We start from the raw sequence: 15,616 nt of genomic DNA on the forward strand, positions 1-15,616 counted from the left end.
TAGTCTCACTATGGACGCTGTCTCAGAGGAGAAATCGCGGGAAAGCCTGACCGTCCGCAAACAGCGAGCGACCAGGGCCCGGATAGCAGCGGCAGCAGCGCAGGCGGTGGCCGAGCACGGATTGGCCGGCGCCACCGTCGACCAGATCGCGGCCGCCGCCGACATCGGCCGCGCCACCTTCTTCCGGTACTTCAGCGCGAAGGAGGATGCGGTCGCCGACGGGATGACCGCCCACTGGCTGGACCGCATCACCGCGGCGATCGCCACGCAGCCACCGGGCTCATCGGCCGCCGCCGCGGTGGTGGCGGCGTTCGAGGACCTCGGCGACGGCTTCGACGAGATCAGCGATCAGGTTCGCGAGCTGGCGACGTTGACGCGGTCGTCGCCGGTCTTCAGCGCATGGACGCTGCAGATCTACCTGCGATACGAGGCGGCCATCGCCGAACTGGTGGCTTCCCGGTTCACTCACCTTGCGCCCGATGATCCACGGCCACGGCTGCTGGGTGCGATGGCGATGGCCGCGATCCGGATCGCCCTCGACGACTGGCTGATCAGCGGAGGTTCGTTGCCATCGCGGGTGCGCGGCGCACTCGCGTCGATCACCGTCGAATGACGCTAGCGCGGGTCCAGGACCGCGAAACTCAGCGTCGCACGCGCTGCGAGCCGGCCGCGCGCAGCGTCGGTGACGTCCACCGCGATGACCGACAACCGGCGCCCGGCGCGTACCACGGTGGCCTCCGCTCGGGCCGGACCCTCCAGGATCGGCGCCAGGAAGTGCACGGTCATGTCCGCAGTCGTGACGTCCTGCCCCGGACCGACGTGCCGATCTGCGAGCCGGCCGGCGGCGATGTCGATCAAGGTGGCGACCAGTCCGCCCTGCAGTGCACCCCGCCTGTTCACCAGGTCGGGCCGGTTCTCCAGCTCGATAACCAGGCGCTCGTCGGACTCTTCGACGTCACGGAAGTCCAGTCTGCTGAACAAGTGGCCCGGGGTGACCTGCATGGCAGGAACGCTAGCATCATTCTCCAGGAACGAGAGTGCCGTTCTCCCGATAGTCTGGCCAGATGCCAGTACGGACCGCCCTTCGCCCCGGCGTGGTGTCGCCGACGCTGCCGGTGCCCAAGTCGATCGCCCGCCCCGAGTACGTGGGACGGCCGACGGTGCGTGAGGGCACCGAACCCTGGGTGCAGACGCCCGAAGTGATCGCCAAGATGCGGATCGCCGGGCGGATCGCCGCGGGGGCACTCGCCGAAGCCGGCAAGGCCGTCGCGCCCGGGGTCACCACCGACGAACTGGACCGCATCGCCCACGACTACATGGTCGACCACGGCGCGTACCCGTCGACGCTGGGCTACAAGGGCTACCCGAAGTCGTGCTGCACGTCGCTCAACGAGGTGATCTGCCACGGGATCCCCGATTCGACGGTGGTGGCGGACGGCGACATCGTCAACATCGACGTCACCGCCTACATCGACGGTGTGCACGGCGACACCAACGCGACGTTCCTGGCCGGTGACGTCTCCGAGGAGCACCGGTTGCTCGTCGAACGCACCCACGAGGCGACCATGCGTGCCATCAAGGCCGTCAAGCCCGGACGATCGCTCTCGGTCGTCGGCCGCGTCATCGAGGCCTACGCAAACCGATTCGGCTACAACGTCGTTCGTGACTTCACCGGGCACGGCATCGGCACCACCTTCCACAACGGCCTGGTGGTCCTGCATTACGACCAACCCGCCGTCGAGACCGTGCTCGAACCGGGTATGACGTTCACGATCGAGCCGATGATCAACCTCGGAAGCCTGGACTACGAGATCTGGGACGACGAGTGGACCGTGGTCACCAAGGACCGGAAGTGGACGGCCCAGTTCGAGCACACCCTCGTCGTCACCGACACCGGAGCCGAGATCCTCACCCAGCTGTGAGCTCCGGCGCGGTGAGTAGCCTGGTGGCATGACCGGGCACCGGGTGGCGAGGGTCGCCGTGGTGACCCTGGTCGCCGCCGTGCTCGCCGGATGCTCGCAGGCGATCACCGGCACCGCGGTCTGGCCGGGCGAAAAGCTCGAGCGTGCGGTGCTCACCGAGGCCGACTTCCCCGCCGGGGTGCGCTACCAGCGCATTCTCAAGGATCGTGGGGAAGAAGACGGCGCAGGCGCGCCGCCACCGATGCTCTCCTCGCCGCAAGGGTGCACCGACGGGTTGACCCGGAACATCGCCGAGACGGCTGAGCGCGGGGCAGGCAGCGCCGCCGAATACATGGTGGCCTACGACGGGGCGCGGGTGATCATGACCGTGCTGACGTGGTCGCTCAATCTCGAGCAGTTGGCCGCCACCGCCGAGCGGTGCGCACGATACGACACGTTCTTCGAGCCGTCCGATCCCGGAATCCCGGTGACCACCACCAGGCTGCAGACCCCACGGCCGGATGCGCTGGTGTACCAACAGACGATGAGCCTCAACGGCCTCGAGAGCAGCGTGTACTTCTCGTTCGAGAACGTGGGGACAATGGCGGTGTTCGGCCTCGCGTTGCCCACCCCGGACCCCGGCATCGCGGTCAAAGGCACGCTGCCGCAGACATTTTTGGAGATCACCGACCGACAGGCCGAACGCGCGCAGGCGGTTTGACCACACGGATCAAGAGCATGAAAAGCCACCCGCGGACTTCGTTGCTACCTGTAGTTTTACGCAATGCCTTCTCCAATGATCACTGTCGACGGCTTCGGGGTGCCCGTCGAGGTCGCCGGCCCGGAGAAGGGGTCCGCCGTGGTCGTGCTCGGCGCGGCCCATCAAGCGCCTGCCGCCTATGAAGCCGTCTGCCAGCGACTGCACACCGCGTCGCTGAAAACCGTCGTCATCGGTCCCGACCCCAGGCTGACCCCCAAATCCGTGATCGGCATCCTCGACGCCCTCGACATCCGGTGGGCACTGCTGGTCGGTGACCGGCTCGGCGGAGAGCTGGCATGGGAACTGGCAGCGACACGGCTCGACCGGTTCACCGGGCTGGTGGTGATCGACCGCGGGCATCCGCGGGTGGCCGACCTCGCCGGGGTGGTGCGCGACGAGCACTGTCCGCCCGTGGAACTCAACACGACCGCGCTGGTGAGCACCCCGGCGGCCCGGGCGGTCGCCAAGGCCACCCAACGTTTTGTCTACGGCGACTATCGGGTGGTCGACCTGCTCGGACGACGCAATGCGGCGGATTCCACCGCGCAACTGGCCGCCGAGATCGTGATGCGCACCAGCACCTGGTGACCTACGGCGAATCGGACTTCGTGCGGTCGACCTCTTCAGGGGTCCAGTTCTGGGGAATTCCCGGCTGGCCGGGGAACAGGAAGTCCACGAATGCCTTCGCGGTGGGCTGCGGTTCGTGGTTGGCCAGCCCGGGCCGCTCATTGGCCTCGATGAACGCGTACTCCGGCCGGGTGACGTCGGGGACGAGCAGGTCGATGCCGGTGACCGGCACACCGATCGCGTCGGCGGCGGCGACGGCCACCGATCGCAGTTCCGGGTGCACGGTGGCGGTGACGTCGTGGATGGTGCCGCCCTGGTGCAGGTTCGCCGTCCGGCGGACCCGCAGCCGGGTGCCCTCGGGTAGGACGTCGTCGAACGACCAGCCCGCCTCCTTCACCGTGGTCTCAGTCACCGCGTCCATCGGGATGCGCGACTCCCCGCCGGTGGCGGCCGCCCGTCGGCGACTCTGTGCGTCGATCAGCTCGCGGACGGTGTGGCGGCCCGTCCCGGTCACCTCGGCGGGCCGTCGCAGCGCGGCGGCGACCACCTTGCCGTCGATCACCACCAGCCGCAGATCGTCGCCCTCGGCACGCTGTTCGATGAGGACCTCCGGATGCTGCTCCCTGGCGCGGGCCAGTGCGGCATCGAGTTCGTCCGGACCGTCCACCCCGACGGTGATGCCCTTGCCCTGCTCGCCACGGGTCGGCTTGACGACGACGTCACCCACCTCGGCCAGGAACTCGTGGTCGGCCTCGTCGAACGTGGCCAGCCGGCCCCGTGGCACGATGATGCCGGCATCGGAGACGATGCGGCGGGTCAGCCGCTTGTCGTCGCAACGGCTCATCGCCACCGCAGAGGTGTACTCCGACAAGGATTCCCGGGTGATGACGCTGCGTCCACCGTGTGAGAGCCGCATCTCGCCGGCCTCGGCATCGAGCACCTCCACCCAGATTCCGCGGCGGATGGCCTCGTCGGCGATGATCCGTGCGTACGGATTCAGGTCGTCGACCGTCTCCGGGGGATGGGTGAACAGCGGTTCGTTGATCGCGTTCTTGCGTTTGACGGCCATCACCGGCACCCGGGCGAACCCCAGTTTCTCGTACAGCGCGATCGCGGCGGTGTTGTCGTGTGCAACCGAGAGATCCATGTAGGCGCGGCCTCGCTCGCGATAGAGGGCGGCGAGGCTGCGGGTCAGCGCTGCTCCCACACCGGGAACCGTGGCCGCCGGGTCGACGGCCAGCGTCCACAGGCTCGATCCGTTCTCGGGGTCGGAGAACAGCACCTTGTGGTCGATTCCGGTCACGGTTCCCAGCACGGCTCCGTCGTCGTCGCGCACGGCGACCAGGTAGTCGATGGCATCCTGGTGACAGTGGTTGTCCCAGATGACATCGTTGGGGGCAGGCACCATCGCGCACCGGACGTAGACCCGGTTCATCTCGTCGGCGTCGACGCGGCTTTCCAGCGTGCGGACACTGAAGCCGCGCAGCGCCGGCGCGGTCTCCTGGCTGTCGGCGAACCTCAACCGGTAGGTGTGACTGGGGTCGATGAACAGTTCGGCGGGCGCCTTGGACACCAGCACGTGGGGCTCACGCGCATAGATGCAGATGTCGCGGCGGCCCTGGCCCTCCTGGCGCAGCACCTCGGCGAGCCTCTCGGGATCGGCGAATGTCTGGCCGAAGATCAGTCGGCCCCACCCGAGTTCGAGGACGACGTCATCGGCCATCGCGTCCACCATGTGTGGCGGGGACGCGTCGTGCAGAGCGAGTGTGATGGCCTCGGTGGTCTCGGCGGCCGGATCCTGGCGGGGATCGACGTCGGTCATGCCTCGGCTCCCGTTCGCTCCGGTCCTCGCTCGTACCTCGCTGCGATCCTCACTCGCGGTCGCCTTCGGTGGTCATGCCGCCGGCCCGTTGATGCCGTGGCGTTGCAGCCACAACTCCAGCAGCGCGATCTGCCACAGCTCGTTGCCGCGAAGCGGGGTGAGCTTGCCGTTGGGATCGGCCAGCAGACGCTCCACCGACTCCGGGCGAAACAGCCCACGCTCCTTGGCGGCCGGCGCGTAGAGCGCATCGCGGACCAGGTCGAGGTACGGCCCTTCGAGGTGGGTGAGCGCGGGCACCGGGAAGTACCCTTTGGGCCGGTCGATGACGTCGGCCGGGATCACCTGCCGGGCAGCCTGCTTGAGCACGCCCTTGCCCTCGTGCGCCGTCTTCAGATGCGGCGGGCAGGTGGCGGCCAACTCGACGAGTTCGTGGTCGAGGAACGGCACCCGGCCCTCCAGCCCCCACGCCATCGTCATGTTGTCGACACGCTTGACCGGGTCGTCGACCAACATCACGGTGGTATCCAGCCGCAGCGCCCGGTCCACACCGGTCTGTGCGCCGGAGCGGGCGAAGTGCTCGGTGACGAAGAGCTCGCTGGGATCTTCTGCGGTGGCGACCGCGGGGGACACCAGCGACGCGTACCCGGACTGGTCCCGGTCGAAGAAGGCGGTCCGGTAACTGGCCACCGACCCTTCCACCGAGGCCGCCTCCGGTGCTCCCATCGGTGGATACCAGTGGTAGCCGGCGAACACCTCATCGGCGCCCTGCCCCGACTGCACGACCTTGACGTGCTTGGACACTTCCTGGCTGAGCAGGTAGAACGCCACGCAGTCGTGGCTGACCATCGGCTCGCTCATCGCGCCGATCGCGCCGTCGAGGGCAGGCAGCATCCGATCGGTGTCGATGCGGATCTGGTGGTGATCGGTGGCGAACCTGTCGGCGATGATGTCGGAGTAGTGGAATTCGTCGCCTTTGACCCCGCCCACCGACTCGAAGCCGATCGAGAACGTCTTCAGGCCGTGCTGCCCGGCCTCAGCGAGCAACCCGACGATCAGGCTGGAGTCGACACCACCCGACAGCAGACAACCCACCGGCACGTCGGCGACCAGGCGGCGCTTGACGGCGAGCCGGAGGGACTCGAGAACCGCGTCCTCCCAGTCTCGTTCGGACCAGCCGGAGCGTTCCTCGGCGCGGGTGAAGTCCGGCTTCCAGTACGTGGTGGTGGTGCGGGTCCCGTCGGGCTCGATGGCCACCAGCGACGCGGGCGGGACCTTGCTGATGCCGCGCAGGATCGTGCGCGGCGGCGGAACCACCGAGTGGAACGTCAGGTAGTGGTGCAGGGCGACCTGGTCGATGCGGGTGTCGACTCCGCCGCCGGCCACCAACGCAGGCAGTGAGGACGCGAACCGAATCCGATGCGAGTCCTCGGTGAGGTAAAGCGGCTTGATGCCGAGACGGTCGCGGCCCAGTAGCACCCGGCCGCTATCCCGTTCGACGATGGCGAAGGCGAACATGCCCTTGAGGTGATCGACGAACCGGTCGCCCCAGTGGTGGTAGCCCTTGAGCAGGACCTCGGTGTCGCTGTGGGAGAAGAAGCGGTAACCGTGGCCGTGGAGTTCGTCACGCAGCTCTTCGTAGTTGTAGATGCAGCCGTTCCATGCGACCGACAAGCCGAGGTCGGAGTCGACCATCGGCTGCGCGCCAGCCTCGGACAGGTCGATGATCTTCAGGCGTCTGTGCCCGAGTGCCACCCTGCCCTGCGACCACACCCCCGCGGCGTCCGGTCCGCGGGGCGCCATGGAGGCGGCCATCGCCGCGACAGCGCTGATATCTGGGGTTCTTCCGTCGAGGCGTACCTCGCCGGTGGCTCCACACACCTGTTCGACCCTACTCCAGTGTCGGCGGTTCCTCGATCTGACTCCGCGGCCACGCTACAGGCCCCGGAGCCCACCGTTAGTACCCGGACAACGACTTCTGAAACGCCGACATCTGAAACGCTCGAAGCCGGCTGAAAGCCCTCCGAATCGGTGATCCCGGACGGGGGGTGCGCCACACTCGGGACGGCGATCTGTCGGCGGTATCCGCGGTGCCAGTGAGCCCCTTCGGGAAAATCGATCACCTATTGGTCTGGCGCCCTACCTTTGAACGTGGCATTTTGGGGGAACCGTGGGGGCACGGCGGCAGCCGATACCCGCGCCAATGGTCGGGTTCCCGTCGAGTTCGGGACGAAGAGAGCGGGAGTACTGATGAGCGCGTGGGCGAAGAAGCGACAGCACTGATGGGCGCGCCGGGGATGCTCTCGAAGGCCGATCTGGAACACCGGGTCGCGGACGGGGAGATCGACACGGTGATCGTCGCGTTCTGCGACATGCAGGGTCGCCTCACCGGGAAGCGGATCTCGTCGCGGCTGTTCGTCGAGGAGGTCGCCGAGCATGGCGCCGAGTGCTGCAACTACCTGCTCGCCGTCGACGTCGACATGAACACCGTCGACGGGTATGCGATCTCCAGCTGGGAAACCGGCTACGGCGACATGGTGATGACCCCGGACTTCAGCACGCTGCGGCTGGTGCCGTGGCTGCCGGGCACGGCGTTGGTGATGGCGGATCTGTCGTGGACCGACGGCACGCCGGTCAAGCAGGCGCCGCGAACCATCCTGCAGGGCCAACTCGACCGGCTGGCCGAGCGCGGCATGGGCGCGATCGCGGCCACCGAGCTCGAGTTCATGGTGTTCGACACGCCCTACCGGGAGGCGTTCAAGACCGACTATCGCGGGCTGGTGCCGGCCACCGACTACAACATCGATTACGCCATGCTGGCCTCGACCCGGATGGAGCCGCTGCTGCGCGACATCCGTCTCGGGATGGAAGGCGCCGGTCTGTACTGCGAAGGGGTCAAGGGGGAGTGCAACCTCGGTCAGCAGGAGATCGGATTCCGTTACGACGAGGCGCTGGTGGTGTGCGACAACCACACCATCTACAAGAACGGCGCGAAGGAGATCGCCGACCAGCACGGCAAGAGCCTGACGTTCATGGCGAAATACGATGAGCGCGAGGGCAACAGCTGCCACATCCACATCTCATTCCGCGGCATCGAGGACGGGGTCGCCAAAGTCCCGGTGTTCGCCGATCCCGACGACGAACTCGGCATGTCCAAGATGTTCCGCAGCTTCGTCGCCGGGCAGCTGGCCACCTTGCGGGAGATGACGTTGTTCTACGCGCCGAACATCAACTCCTACAAGCGCTATGTGGACGGCAGCTTCGCGCCGACCGCGGTTGCCTGGGGGATCGACAACCGCACCTGTGCGTTGCGGGTGGTCGGTCACGGCCAAGGCATGCGGATGGAATGTCGCGCTCCCGGCGGTGACGTCAACCAGTACCTCGCGGTCGCGGCGCTGATCGCCGGCGGACTGCACGGCATCGACCAGGAGCTCGAACTGCCGGATGCGGTGCAGGGCAACGCCTACACCAGTGGTGCCGAGCGGATCCCCACGACGATGGCCGAAGCGATGGAACTGCTGGACAATTCGCGGATCGCGCGGGAGGCGTTCGGTGACGACGTCGTCGACCACTACCTCAACTACGCGCGGGTGGAGCTCAAGGCGTTCAACGCCGCAGTGACGGATTGGGAGAGGGTGCGTGGCTTCGAACGGCTTTGACGTCGGCACCGATCGGCCGGTCATCGGGTTGACCACCTATCTGCAGCCCGCCCAGACCGGAGTGTGGGACGTCCGTGCCAGCTTTCTGCCCGCCATCTACTTCGAGGGGGTCGGGCTGGCCGGCGGCATCTCGGTGCTGCTGCCGCCGCAGCCGGTGGACGAGGCCATCACCGAGCGGGTGCTCGACGGTATCGACGGTCTGATCGTCACCGGCGGTAGGGATGTCGACCCGGCGGCGTACGACAGCCCCCGGCACCCCGCGACCGACGAGCCCGTCGCCGACAGCCGCACCCGGGACGCCTTCGAATTCGCACTGATCCAGGGGGCACTGCGCCGAGGTCTTCCCGTTCTCGGGATCTGCCGGGGTGCGCAGGTGCTCAACGTCGCGCTCGGCGGCACTCTGCATCAACACCTGCCCGACGTGCTGGGCCACGCCCACCATCAACAGGGCAACGCGGTGTTCAGCACATCGACGATCACGACGGTGCCCGGCACCAGGGTCGCGTCGCTGGTCGGTGGCAGCACCGACGCCCAGTGCTATCACCACCAGGCGATCGACCGCCTCGGTGACGGCCTGATCGTCAGCGCATCCGACACCGATGGCGTGATCGAGGCCGTGGAGGTCGACCCGGAGCGCCACCCGCACCACTGGGCGGTGGCGGTGCAATGGCATCCCGAGGAGCGCCTCGACGATCTTCGACTGTTCGCGGGACTGGTGGCTGCCGCGACGTCGTATGCAACCCAGAAGACAGCCCAGAAGACAGCCCAGAAGACGCGGAAAGTGAGCCTATGACCACCAGCGACGTGATCAACCCTGCGACCGAGGAGGTGCTGCGCACCGTCGAGCAGACCGACGAGTCCGGGGTCGATGACGCGGTGGCCCGCGCCACCGTCGCCCAGCGGGACTGGGCACGCCGAGCCCCCGCAGACCGCGCGGCAGCCCTGCGGGCGTTCGCGGCCGTCGTGGACGCACACGTGGAGGACCTGGCCGGTCTCGAGGTCGCCAACTCCGGCCACCCGATCGGTAACGCGCGTTGGGAGGCCGGGCACGTCCGCGATGTCCTGCAGTACTACTCCGCGACGCCGGAACGGCTGTCCGGCAAACAGATTCCCGTCGCCGGTGGGCTCAACGTCACCTTCAACGAGCCGCTCGGGGTGGTCGGGGTCATCACCCCGTGGAACTTCCCGATGACCATCGCCTCGTGGGGGTTCGCCCCGGCGCTGGCAGCCGGCAACGCGGTACTGGTCAAACCCGCCGAGTGGACCCCGCTGACCACGATCCGGCTCGGCGAACTCGCCCTCGACGCCGGGTTGCCCCCCGATCTGTTCCAGGTGCTGCCCGGCAAGGGATCGGTGGTCGGGGAGCGCTTCGTCAGCCACCCCGATGTCCGCAAGATCGTGTTCACCGGATCGACCGAGGTCGGCACGCGGGTGATGGCCGGTGCCGCCTCCCAGGTCAAACGGGTCACCCTGGAGTTGGGCGGTAAGAGCGCCAACATCGTCTTCGACGACTGCGACCTGGAGAAGGCCGCGGCGACCGCACCCTACGGGGTCTTCGACAACGCCGGCCAGGACTGTTGTGCACGCAGCCGGATCCTGGTGCAGCGCAACGTCTATGACCGGTTCATGGAGTTGTTCGAGACCGCGGTCAAGGGTGTCGTGGTCGGCGACCCACGGGACGGCGGTACCGAGATGGGCCCGCTGGTGTCCGAAGCGCACCGCAACTCGGTGGCAGGGTTCGTCGGCGAGGACGCGCCCATCGTGTTCCAGGGTTCCGCGCCGACCGGTCCCGGATTCTGGTTCCCGCCCACCGTGCTGACCCCGGCGCGCGATGATCGCACCGTCACCGAGGAGATCTTTGGTCCGGTCGTCACGGTGTTGCCGTTCGACGACGAAGCCGACGCCATCGCGCTGGCCAACGACACCGTCTACGGGTTGTCGGGGTCGATCTGGACCGACAACCTGTCGCGGGCGTTGCGGGTGTCACGGGCCGTGGAGGCCGGCAATCTGTCGGTCAACTCGCACTCGTCGGTCCGGTACAACACGCCTTTTGGTGGGTTCAAGCAGTCCGGGTTGGGCCGCGAGCTCGGACCCGACGCCCCATTGTCGTTCACCGAGACCAAGAACGTGTTCATTTCTGTCCACCCTGAGAAGGAAGTTGCACACTGATGGATCTGACCCAGCGACTCGCCGGCAAGGTCGCGGTGATCACCGGCGGCGCCAGCGGAATCGGGCTCGCCAGCGTGCGGCGGCTGCACGCCGAGGGCGCAACGATCGTCATCGGCGACCTCGATCCCGCCGCCGGCAAGGAGGTCGCCGGCGAGGTCGGCGGAACCTTTGTCCCAGTGGATGTTTCAGACGAGGTGGCCGTCGACACGCTGTTCGACACCGCGGTCAAGACGCACGGTTCGGTCGACATCGCGTTCAACAACGCGGGTATCTCGCCGCCCGAGGACGATCTGATCGAGAACACCGGTCTGGATGCGTGGCAGCGGGTGCAGGACGTCAACCTCAAATCGGTGTTCCTGTGCTGTAAGGCGGCCTTGCGGCACATGGTCCCGCAGCAGAAGGGGTCGATCATCAACACCGCGTCGTTCGTCGCGGTGATGGGGTCTGCGACGTCGCAGATCTCCTACACCGCGTCCAAGGGCGGGGTCCTGGCGATGTCGCGGGAACTCGGTGTGCAGTACGCCCGGCAGGGGATTCGGGTCAACGCGCTGTGTCCCGGGCCGGTGAACACGCCGCTGCTCAAAGAACTGTTCGCCAAGGATCCCGAACGTGCCGCCCGCAGGTTGGTCCACGTGCCGGTGGGCCGGTTCGCCGAACCCGAGGAGCTCGCCGCTGCGGTGGCCTTCCTCGCCAGCGACGATGCGTCGTTCATCACCGGGTCGTCGTTCCTCGTCGACGGCGGCATCAGCTCGGCCTACGTCACGCCGTTGTAGAGCAGCGGACTCACCGATGTCAGCAGCGCCGGACGCGAGCGACAGGGCTGGATCCGCCGAGGGCGGTGATGCCAGTGACGCGTTGCTGCGTCCGGTGCGGCCTCTCAACGCCTTCGAGGACACCGTCGAGAGGCTGTTGCAGACCATCCGGCTGGGGGTGCTGCACCCGGGCGAATCGCTGCCGCCGGAACGGGAACTGGCCGTGCGGCTCGGCGTCAGCCGCGACACCGTCCGAGAGGCGATCAAGTCGCTGGCCGACGCCGGATACCTGGTGTCGCGCCGTGGTCGCTACGGCGGCACATTCCTGGCCGACGCGCTGCCGGCGCCCAGCGCCGAGGAGGTCCGGTTCACCCGCGCCGACATCGACGACGCGCTGCGACTGCGGGAGGTCCTCGAGGTGGGCGCCGCGCGGCTGGCGGCGGGCCGGACGCTGACCGCCACCGAGCGTGACGCGCTGTGGAATCGGCTGGCCGATGTGCGCGGCTCCGAGACCGAGGCGTACCGGCGACTGGACTCCCGGCTGCATCTGGCGATAGCCGAGGCCGCCGGGGTGCCGTCCCTGGTGCCGCTGGTGGCCCAGAACCGGATGCGGCTCAACGAACTGCTCGACCGGATCCCGCTGCTGGCCCGCAACATCGAACACTCCGACGAGCAGCACGAGGCGATCGTGATGGCGATTCTGGCCGGCGACGCCGACAGCGCGGCGCAGACGATGACCGCGCACGTCTGGGCCTCGGCGGCGCTGCTGCACGGCTTCCTCGACTGAACTGCGCCAGCCGCGGGACTGAACTGTGCGAACCGCGGGACTGACTGCGCAGCGCGCGGGTTTGTCCGCCGACACGCCGCGATTGCTGGCTGTTTGCGCACCCTCGACGAGGACTACATTTGGCGGTGTGGAGGATCAGTCGGTGGTCGAGCTGGCGTCGTCGGCACTGTCCGACGTCGACACCACCGGCTGGGCCCAACGCTTCGACCTGCTGTCCGACCCGCATCGCCTGGAGATCCTGCTGAGCCTGCACCGGGCGCCGGGAATCTGCGTCAGCGATCTCGCGGCCGCGCTGGGACGGTCCGAGAATGCCGTATCGCAGGCACTGCGAGTGCTGCGCGCACAGGGTTGGGTCGTGAGCACCCGTACCGGCCGCTCCGTCAGCTACCGGTTGGACGACGACATCGTCCACGATCTGCTGCACTGGATCGGCGCCAGGCATGCCGGCGGTCATGGGCACAGCTGACCGTTCGGGCAGGTGACGGCTGTTCATCTGATCAGCTAGACAGATGATCAGATGGCGGAATAGGCTCGTCGGGTGATCGTCCACCACCACGCCATGCACATGAGTGACGGCATCGTCGACGCCCCCACGTCGGTGGCGTTCGGCGCGATCGCGGTGATCGCTCTGGCCATCTGCGTCTGGAAGGCGCGCACTGAACTCGACGAGCGCACTGTGCCGCTGGCCGGACTGGTGGCGGCCTTCATCTTCGCCGTGCAGATGGTCAACTTCCCGATCCTGCCCGGCGTCAGCGGCCATCTCCTCGGTGGCGCACTCGCCGCCATCCTCGTCGGGCCCTATACCGGCGCGCTGTGCATCGCGATCGTGTTGGTGGTGCAGTCCCTGCTGTTCGCCGACGGTGGCGTGACCGCGCTGGGGATGAACATCGTCAACATGGCCGTCATCGGGGTGGCCGCCGGCTATGGCCTGGCGGTGGCGATGTACTCGATTGCCCGACGCCGCCCTGCCGATCCGTCGGTGCGCACCATCGGGTTCATCGCGTTCGTCGCCGCACTCGTCGGAACCGTCTGCGCGGCCATGGGATTCGTGCTCGAGTACTCGATCGGCGGCGCCGCACCGGCGTCCATGGGCACCGTCACGGGCTACATGTTCCTCACCCACGTCCTGATCGGTCTCGGCGAAGGCGCCATCACCGCCGTCACGGTGATGGCGGTGGCCCGGGCGCGTCCCGATCTCGTCTACCTGATGCGGCGCGACCGAGCGGAGGTTCCGGCATGACGTCGGCTATGACACAGCGCAAATGGTTCTGGGTGGCGTTCGCCGCGGCCACCCTACTGATCGCCGGGGTGGTCTCCTATCTCGCGAGTTCCAGCCCCGACGGCCTCGACTCGACGACGCTGCAGGGTTGCGAGGTCGTCGAGACCAGTGATGGCGAACAGTTGACCGGTGAGTGCATCGCCCAGCACGCCGGCGAGCACGATCTCGCCGACTCGCCGCTGGCCGACTACGCGCTCGGTGGCCGCGAGGGCACCGGTGGCGTCGCAGGTGTCATCGGCGTGCTCGTCACTGTGGCGGTCGCCGGTGGCGGCTTCTGGCTGATCGCGCGCTCCCGGCGCGGCGCCGAAGACCCGGGTGCATCCGAGCCGAGCAGGCGATAGGCATGGGGGCCGGGGCCCATCCGCTGTACCGCCACGGCGACTCCGCGGTGCACCGGGCGCCGGCCGAGGTCAAGATCGTCTGCCTGCTGGTGTTCGTGCTGGCGGTCGTCGCCACACCGCGGGAGATGTTCTGGCCGTACGCGGTGTATGCGGTGATCGTGGTGGCCGTCTGGCAGCTGGCCCGCATCCCGCTGCGCTGGATCCTGCCGCGAATGCTGATCGAGGCGCCGTTCCTGGTGCTGGCGCTGCTGCTGCCGTTCGCCGAGGGCGGGGAACGCGTCGAGGTGGCAGGTCTGCAACTGTCGGTGGCGGGGTTGTACGCGGCCTGGGGCATCGTCGTCAAAGGCACGCTGGGTGTGGCCGCCGCGCTGACGTTGGCCGCCACCACAGCCGCGGCCGAGCTGCCCGCGGCGCTGAGCCGGCTGGGTGTGCCCGCGATGGTCACCTCGGTGCTGGTGCTGATGATCCGGTACATCGATCTGCTCGCCGCCGAGGCGGGCCGGATGCGGATGGCGCGGATCTCGCGGGGAGACTCACCGCGTGCCCTGCACCAGGCGCGCGCCATCGCCACCGGTATCGGCGCGCTGTTCCTACGGTCCTATGAGCGGGGAGAGCGGGTGTATCACTCGATGTTGTCGAGAGGTTTCGACGGCGGCGTGCCTGACCTGGCGGTCATCGGTGCACCGCCGCGGGCGGTACCGAGCCAATGGGTCTCGACGATGATCCCGGCTGCGGCCGCGGTGACCGTGTCGGTGGCGGCGTGGGTGATCCGATGACTGAGATCGCGGTACAGGTCGAGGCCCTGCGCCACGTCTACCCGGATGGTCACGTGGCCCTCGACGGCGTTGATCTCACCGTCGCGGCCGGGGAACGCGTCGCGGTGCTTGGACCCAACGGTGCAGGCAAGACCACACTGATGCTCCATCTCAACGGGGTGCTCACCGCCTCCTCGGGGTCGGTGCGCGTCGGCGGAACCCCGGTGAACCGCAAGAACCTGCACGACATCCGCCAGCGCGTCGGCCTGGTGTTCCAGGACCCCGACGATCAGCTGTTCATGCCGACCGTCGCCCAGGATGTCGCGTTCGGGCCGGCCAACTTCGGCCTGCGGGGCCAAGCGCTCGCCGATCGGGTGGCTTCCGCGCTGGCCACCGTCTCCCTGACCGATGAAGCCGGCCGCAACCCCACTCACTTGTCGGCGGGCCAGCGCCGCCGTGCCGCGTTGGCCACGGTGCTGGCGTGTGATCCGCAGATCCTGGTTCTCGATGAACCGTCGGCCAACCTCGACCCGGTGGCCAGACGTGAACTGGCCGAGACACTCTCGGAGCTGGATGCCACGATGCTGATTGTCACCCACGACCTGCCCTACGCCGCTCAGCTGTGCGACCGTGCGGTCGTGGTGGACCACGGGGTGGTGGTCGCCGACGGCGGCATCAACGAGATCCTGGCCGACGAGGCGTTGCTGGCCGCGCACCGGCTCGAGCTGCCGTGGGGCTTCGCCGTCCGCAACTGAACCGATTACCCCCCCCGCCGGAACGGTATTCCAGGCGCGGAATCGCGAGAATGGCCCTGCTGGAATACCGTT

17 protein-coding genes are annotated in these 15,616 nt (G+C 68.0%); 14 read left to right on the top strand and 3 right to left on the bottom strand.

Annotation, left to right across the window (positions count from 1 at the left end):
• The first annotated feature begins 10 nt into the window (after window positions 1-10).
• Complete coding sequence (locus BEMPMBAN_RS03315) at window positions 11-613, top strand: TetR family transcriptional regulator (protein WP_159228958.1); 603 nt, start codon at window positions 11-13, stop codon at window positions 611-613.
• A gap of 2 nt (window positions 614-615) precedes the next feature.
• Here the strand turns inward: BEMPMBAN_RS03315 and BEMPMBAN_RS03320 are convergent, their stop codons facing one another.
• Window positions 616-1,002 carry a PaaI family thioesterase gene (locus BEMPMBAN_RS03320; protein WP_159228959.1) on the bottom strand — a complete coding sequence of 129 codons (387 nt, stop codon included), beginning with the start codon at window positions 1,000-1,002 and terminating at the stop codon, window positions 616-618.
• 62 nt (window positions 1,003-1,064) lie between these two features.
• On the opposite strand from BEMPMBAN_RS03320, the gene map reads away from it, so the two are divergent.
• The 3 genes from map (at window position 1,065) to BEMPMBAN_RS03335 (ending at window position 3,249) form a co-directional block, all read left to right on the top strand.
• Complete coding sequence (gene map / locus BEMPMBAN_RS03325) at window positions 1,065-1,922, top strand: type I methionyl aminopeptidase (RefSeq protein WP_159228960.1); 858 nt, start codon at window positions 1,065-1,067, stop codon at window positions 1,920-1,922.
• Between the two features lie 28 nt (window positions 1,923-1,950).
• A complete protein-coding gene (locus BEMPMBAN_RS03330) occupies window positions 1,951-2,622 on the top strand; it encodes a hypothetical protein (RefSeq protein WP_159228961.1) in 672 nt (223 codons plus the stop codon).
• A 63-nt stretch (window positions 2,623-2,685) separates the two neighbouring features.
• Window positions 2,686-3,249: an alpha/beta fold hydrolase gene (locus BEMPMBAN_RS03335; RefSeq protein ID WP_159228962.1), complete on the top strand. Its 564-nt coding sequence runs from the start codon at window positions 2,686-2,688 to the stop codon at window positions 3,247-3,249.
• Between the two features lies 1 nt (window position 3,250).
• On the opposite strand, the gene ngg is transcribed toward BEMPMBAN_RS03335, so the two are convergent.
• Window positions 3,251-5,050, bottom strand: a complete 1,800-nt coding sequence (ngg, locus tag BEMPMBAN_RS03340; protein ID WP_159228963.1) for an N-acetylglutaminylglutamine synthetase — start codon at window positions 5,048-5,050, stop codon at window positions 3,251-3,253.
• A gap of 72 nt (window positions 5,051-5,122) precedes the next feature.
• Window positions 5,123-6,928: an N-acetylglutaminylglutamine amidotransferase gene (locus tag BEMPMBAN_RS03345; protein ID WP_159228964.1), complete on the bottom strand. Its 1,806-nt coding sequence runs from the start codon at window positions 6,926-6,928 to the stop codon at window positions 5,123-5,125.
• Between the two features lie 401 nt (window positions 6,929-7,329).
• Between BEMPMBAN_RS03345 and BEMPMBAN_RS03350 the strand changes: the two genes are divergently transcribed.
• The 10 genes from BEMPMBAN_RS03350 (at window position 7,330) to BEMPMBAN_RS03395 (ending at window position 15,544) form a co-directional block, all read left to right on the top strand.
• The gene (locus BEMPMBAN_RS03350) at window positions 7,330-8,706 is read left to right on the top strand and encodes a glutamine synthetase family protein (protein WP_159228997.1); all 1,377 of its coding nucleotides are present in this window, start codon (window positions 7,330-7,332) and stop codon (window positions 8,704-8,706) included.
• A complete protein-coding gene (locus BEMPMBAN_RS03355; protein WP_200845846.1) occupies window positions 8,687-9,499 on the top strand; it encodes a gamma-glutamyl-gamma-aminobutyrate hydrolase family protein in 813 nt (270 codons plus the stop codon). Before BEMPMBAN_RS03350 ends, BEMPMBAN_RS03355 begins: the two co-directional genes overlap by 20 nt.
• Window positions 9,496-10,875, top strand: a complete 1,380-nt coding sequence (locus BEMPMBAN_RS03360) for an aldehyde dehydrogenase family protein (RefSeq protein ID WP_159228965.1) — start codon at window positions 9,496-9,498, stop codon at window positions 10,873-10,875. The genes BEMPMBAN_RS03355 and BEMPMBAN_RS03360 overlap by 4 nt, the downstream gene beginning before the upstream one ends.
• A complete protein-coding gene (locus tag BEMPMBAN_RS03365) occupies window positions 10,872-11,648 on the top strand; it encodes a 3-oxoacyl-ACP reductase (protein ID WP_200845855.1) in 777 nt (258 codons plus the stop codon). Before BEMPMBAN_RS03360 ends, BEMPMBAN_RS03365 begins: the two co-directional genes overlap by 4 nt.
• Window positions 11,649-11,664: 16 nt before the next feature.
• A complete protein-coding gene (locus BEMPMBAN_RS03370) occupies window positions 11,665-12,414 on the top strand; it encodes a FadR/GntR family transcriptional regulator (RefSeq protein ID WP_159228967.1) in 750 nt (249 codons plus the stop codon).
• Between the two features lie 127 nt (window positions 12,415-12,541).
• The gene (locus BEMPMBAN_RS03375; RefSeq protein WP_159228968.1) at window positions 12,542-12,880 is read left to right on the top strand and encodes an ArsR/SmtB family transcription factor; all 339 of its coding nucleotides are present in this window, start codon (window positions 12,542-12,544) and stop codon (window positions 12,878-12,880) included.
• Window positions 12,881-12,973: 93 nt separating this feature from the next.
• On the top strand, window positions 12,974-13,654 hold the full coding sequence (locus tag BEMPMBAN_RS03380; protein WP_159228999.1) for an energy-coupling factor ABC transporter permease: 681 nt from the start codon (window positions 12,974-12,976) through the stop codon (window positions 13,652-13,654).
• Window positions 13,651-14,034, top strand: a complete 384-nt coding sequence (locus BEMPMBAN_RS03385) for a PDGLE domain-containing protein (RefSeq protein ID WP_425294921.1) — start codon at window positions 13,651-13,653, stop codon at window positions 14,032-14,034. Before BEMPMBAN_RS03380 ends, BEMPMBAN_RS03385 begins: the two co-directional genes overlap by 4 nt.
• 2 nt (window positions 14,035-14,036) lie before the next feature.
• Entirely contained in the window at window positions 14,037-14,810 is a 774-nt protein-coding gene (gene cbiQ, locus BEMPMBAN_RS03390; RefSeq protein ID WP_159228969.1) for a cobalt ECF transporter T component CbiQ, read from the top strand.
• A complete protein-coding gene (locus BEMPMBAN_RS03395) occupies window positions 14,807-15,544 on the top strand; it encodes an energy-coupling factor ABC transporter ATP-binding protein (protein ID WP_159228970.1) in 738 nt (245 codons plus the stop codon). Before cbiQ ends, BEMPMBAN_RS03395 begins: the two co-directional genes overlap by 4 nt.
• The last annotated feature ends 72 nt before the right edge of the window (window positions 15,545-15,616 follow it).

Source organism: Mycolicibacterium austroafricanum (genome assembly GCF_902705885.1).
Lineage (GTDB): Bacteria > Actinomycetota > Actinomycetes > Mycobacteriales > Mycobacteriaceae > Mycobacterium > Mycobacterium vanbaalenii_A.

Bases quoted from the DNA above. Each gene is read 5' to 3' on its own strand.
- BEMPMBAN_RS03380 (WP_159228999.1), top strand. From the start codon at position 12,974: ATGCACATGAGTGACGGCATCGTCGACGCCCCCACGTCGGTGGCGTTC.
- BEMPMBAN_RS03330 (WP_159228961.1), top strand. From the start codon at position 1,951: ATGACCGGGCACCGGGTGGCGAGGGTCGCCGTGGTGACCCTGGTCGCC.
- BEMPMBAN_RS03335 (WP_159228962.1), top strand. From the start codon at position 2,686: ATGCCTTCTCCAATGATCACTGTCGACGGCTTCGGGGTGCCCGTCGAG.
- BEMPMBAN_RS03315 (WP_159228958.1), top strand. From the start codon at position 11: ATGGACGCTGTCTCAGAGGAGAAATCGCGGGAAAGCCTGACCGTCCGC.
- BEMPMBAN_RS03360 (WP_159228965.1), top strand. From the start codon at position 9,496: ATGACCACCAGCGACGTGATCAACCCTGCGACCGAGGAGGTGCTGCGC.
- BEMPMBAN_RS03395 (WP_159228970.1), top strand. From the start codon at position 14,807: ATGACTGAGATCGCGGTACAGGTCGAGGCCCTGCGCCACGTCTACCCG.
- ngg (WP_159228963.1), bottom strand. From the start codon at position 5,050: ATGACCGACGTCGATCCCCGCCAGGATCCGGCCGCCGAGACCACCGAG.
- map (WP_159228960.1), top strand. From the start codon at position 1,065: ATGCCAGTACGGACCGCCCTTCGCCCCGGCGTGGTGTCGCCGACGCTG.
- cbiQ (WP_159228969.1), top strand. From the start codon at position 14,037: ATGGGGGCCGGGGCCCATCCGCTGTACCGCCACGGCGACTCCGCGGTG.
- BEMPMBAN_RS03385 (WP_425294921.1), top strand. From the start codon at position 13,651: ATGACGTCGGCTATGACACAGCGCAAATGGTTCTGGGTGGCGTTCGCC.
- BEMPMBAN_RS03320 (WP_159228959.1), bottom strand. From the start codon at position 1,002: ATGCAGGTCACCCCGGGCCACTTGTTCAGCAGACTGGACTTCCGTGAC.
- BEMPMBAN_RS03350 (WP_159228997.1), top strand. From the start codon at position 7,330: ATGGGCGCGCCGGGGATGCTCTCGAAGGCCGATCTGGAACACCGGGTC.
- BEMPMBAN_RS03370 (WP_159228967.1), top strand. From the start codon at position 11,665: ATGTCAGCAGCGCCGGACGCGAGCGACAGGGCTGGATCCGCCGAGGGC.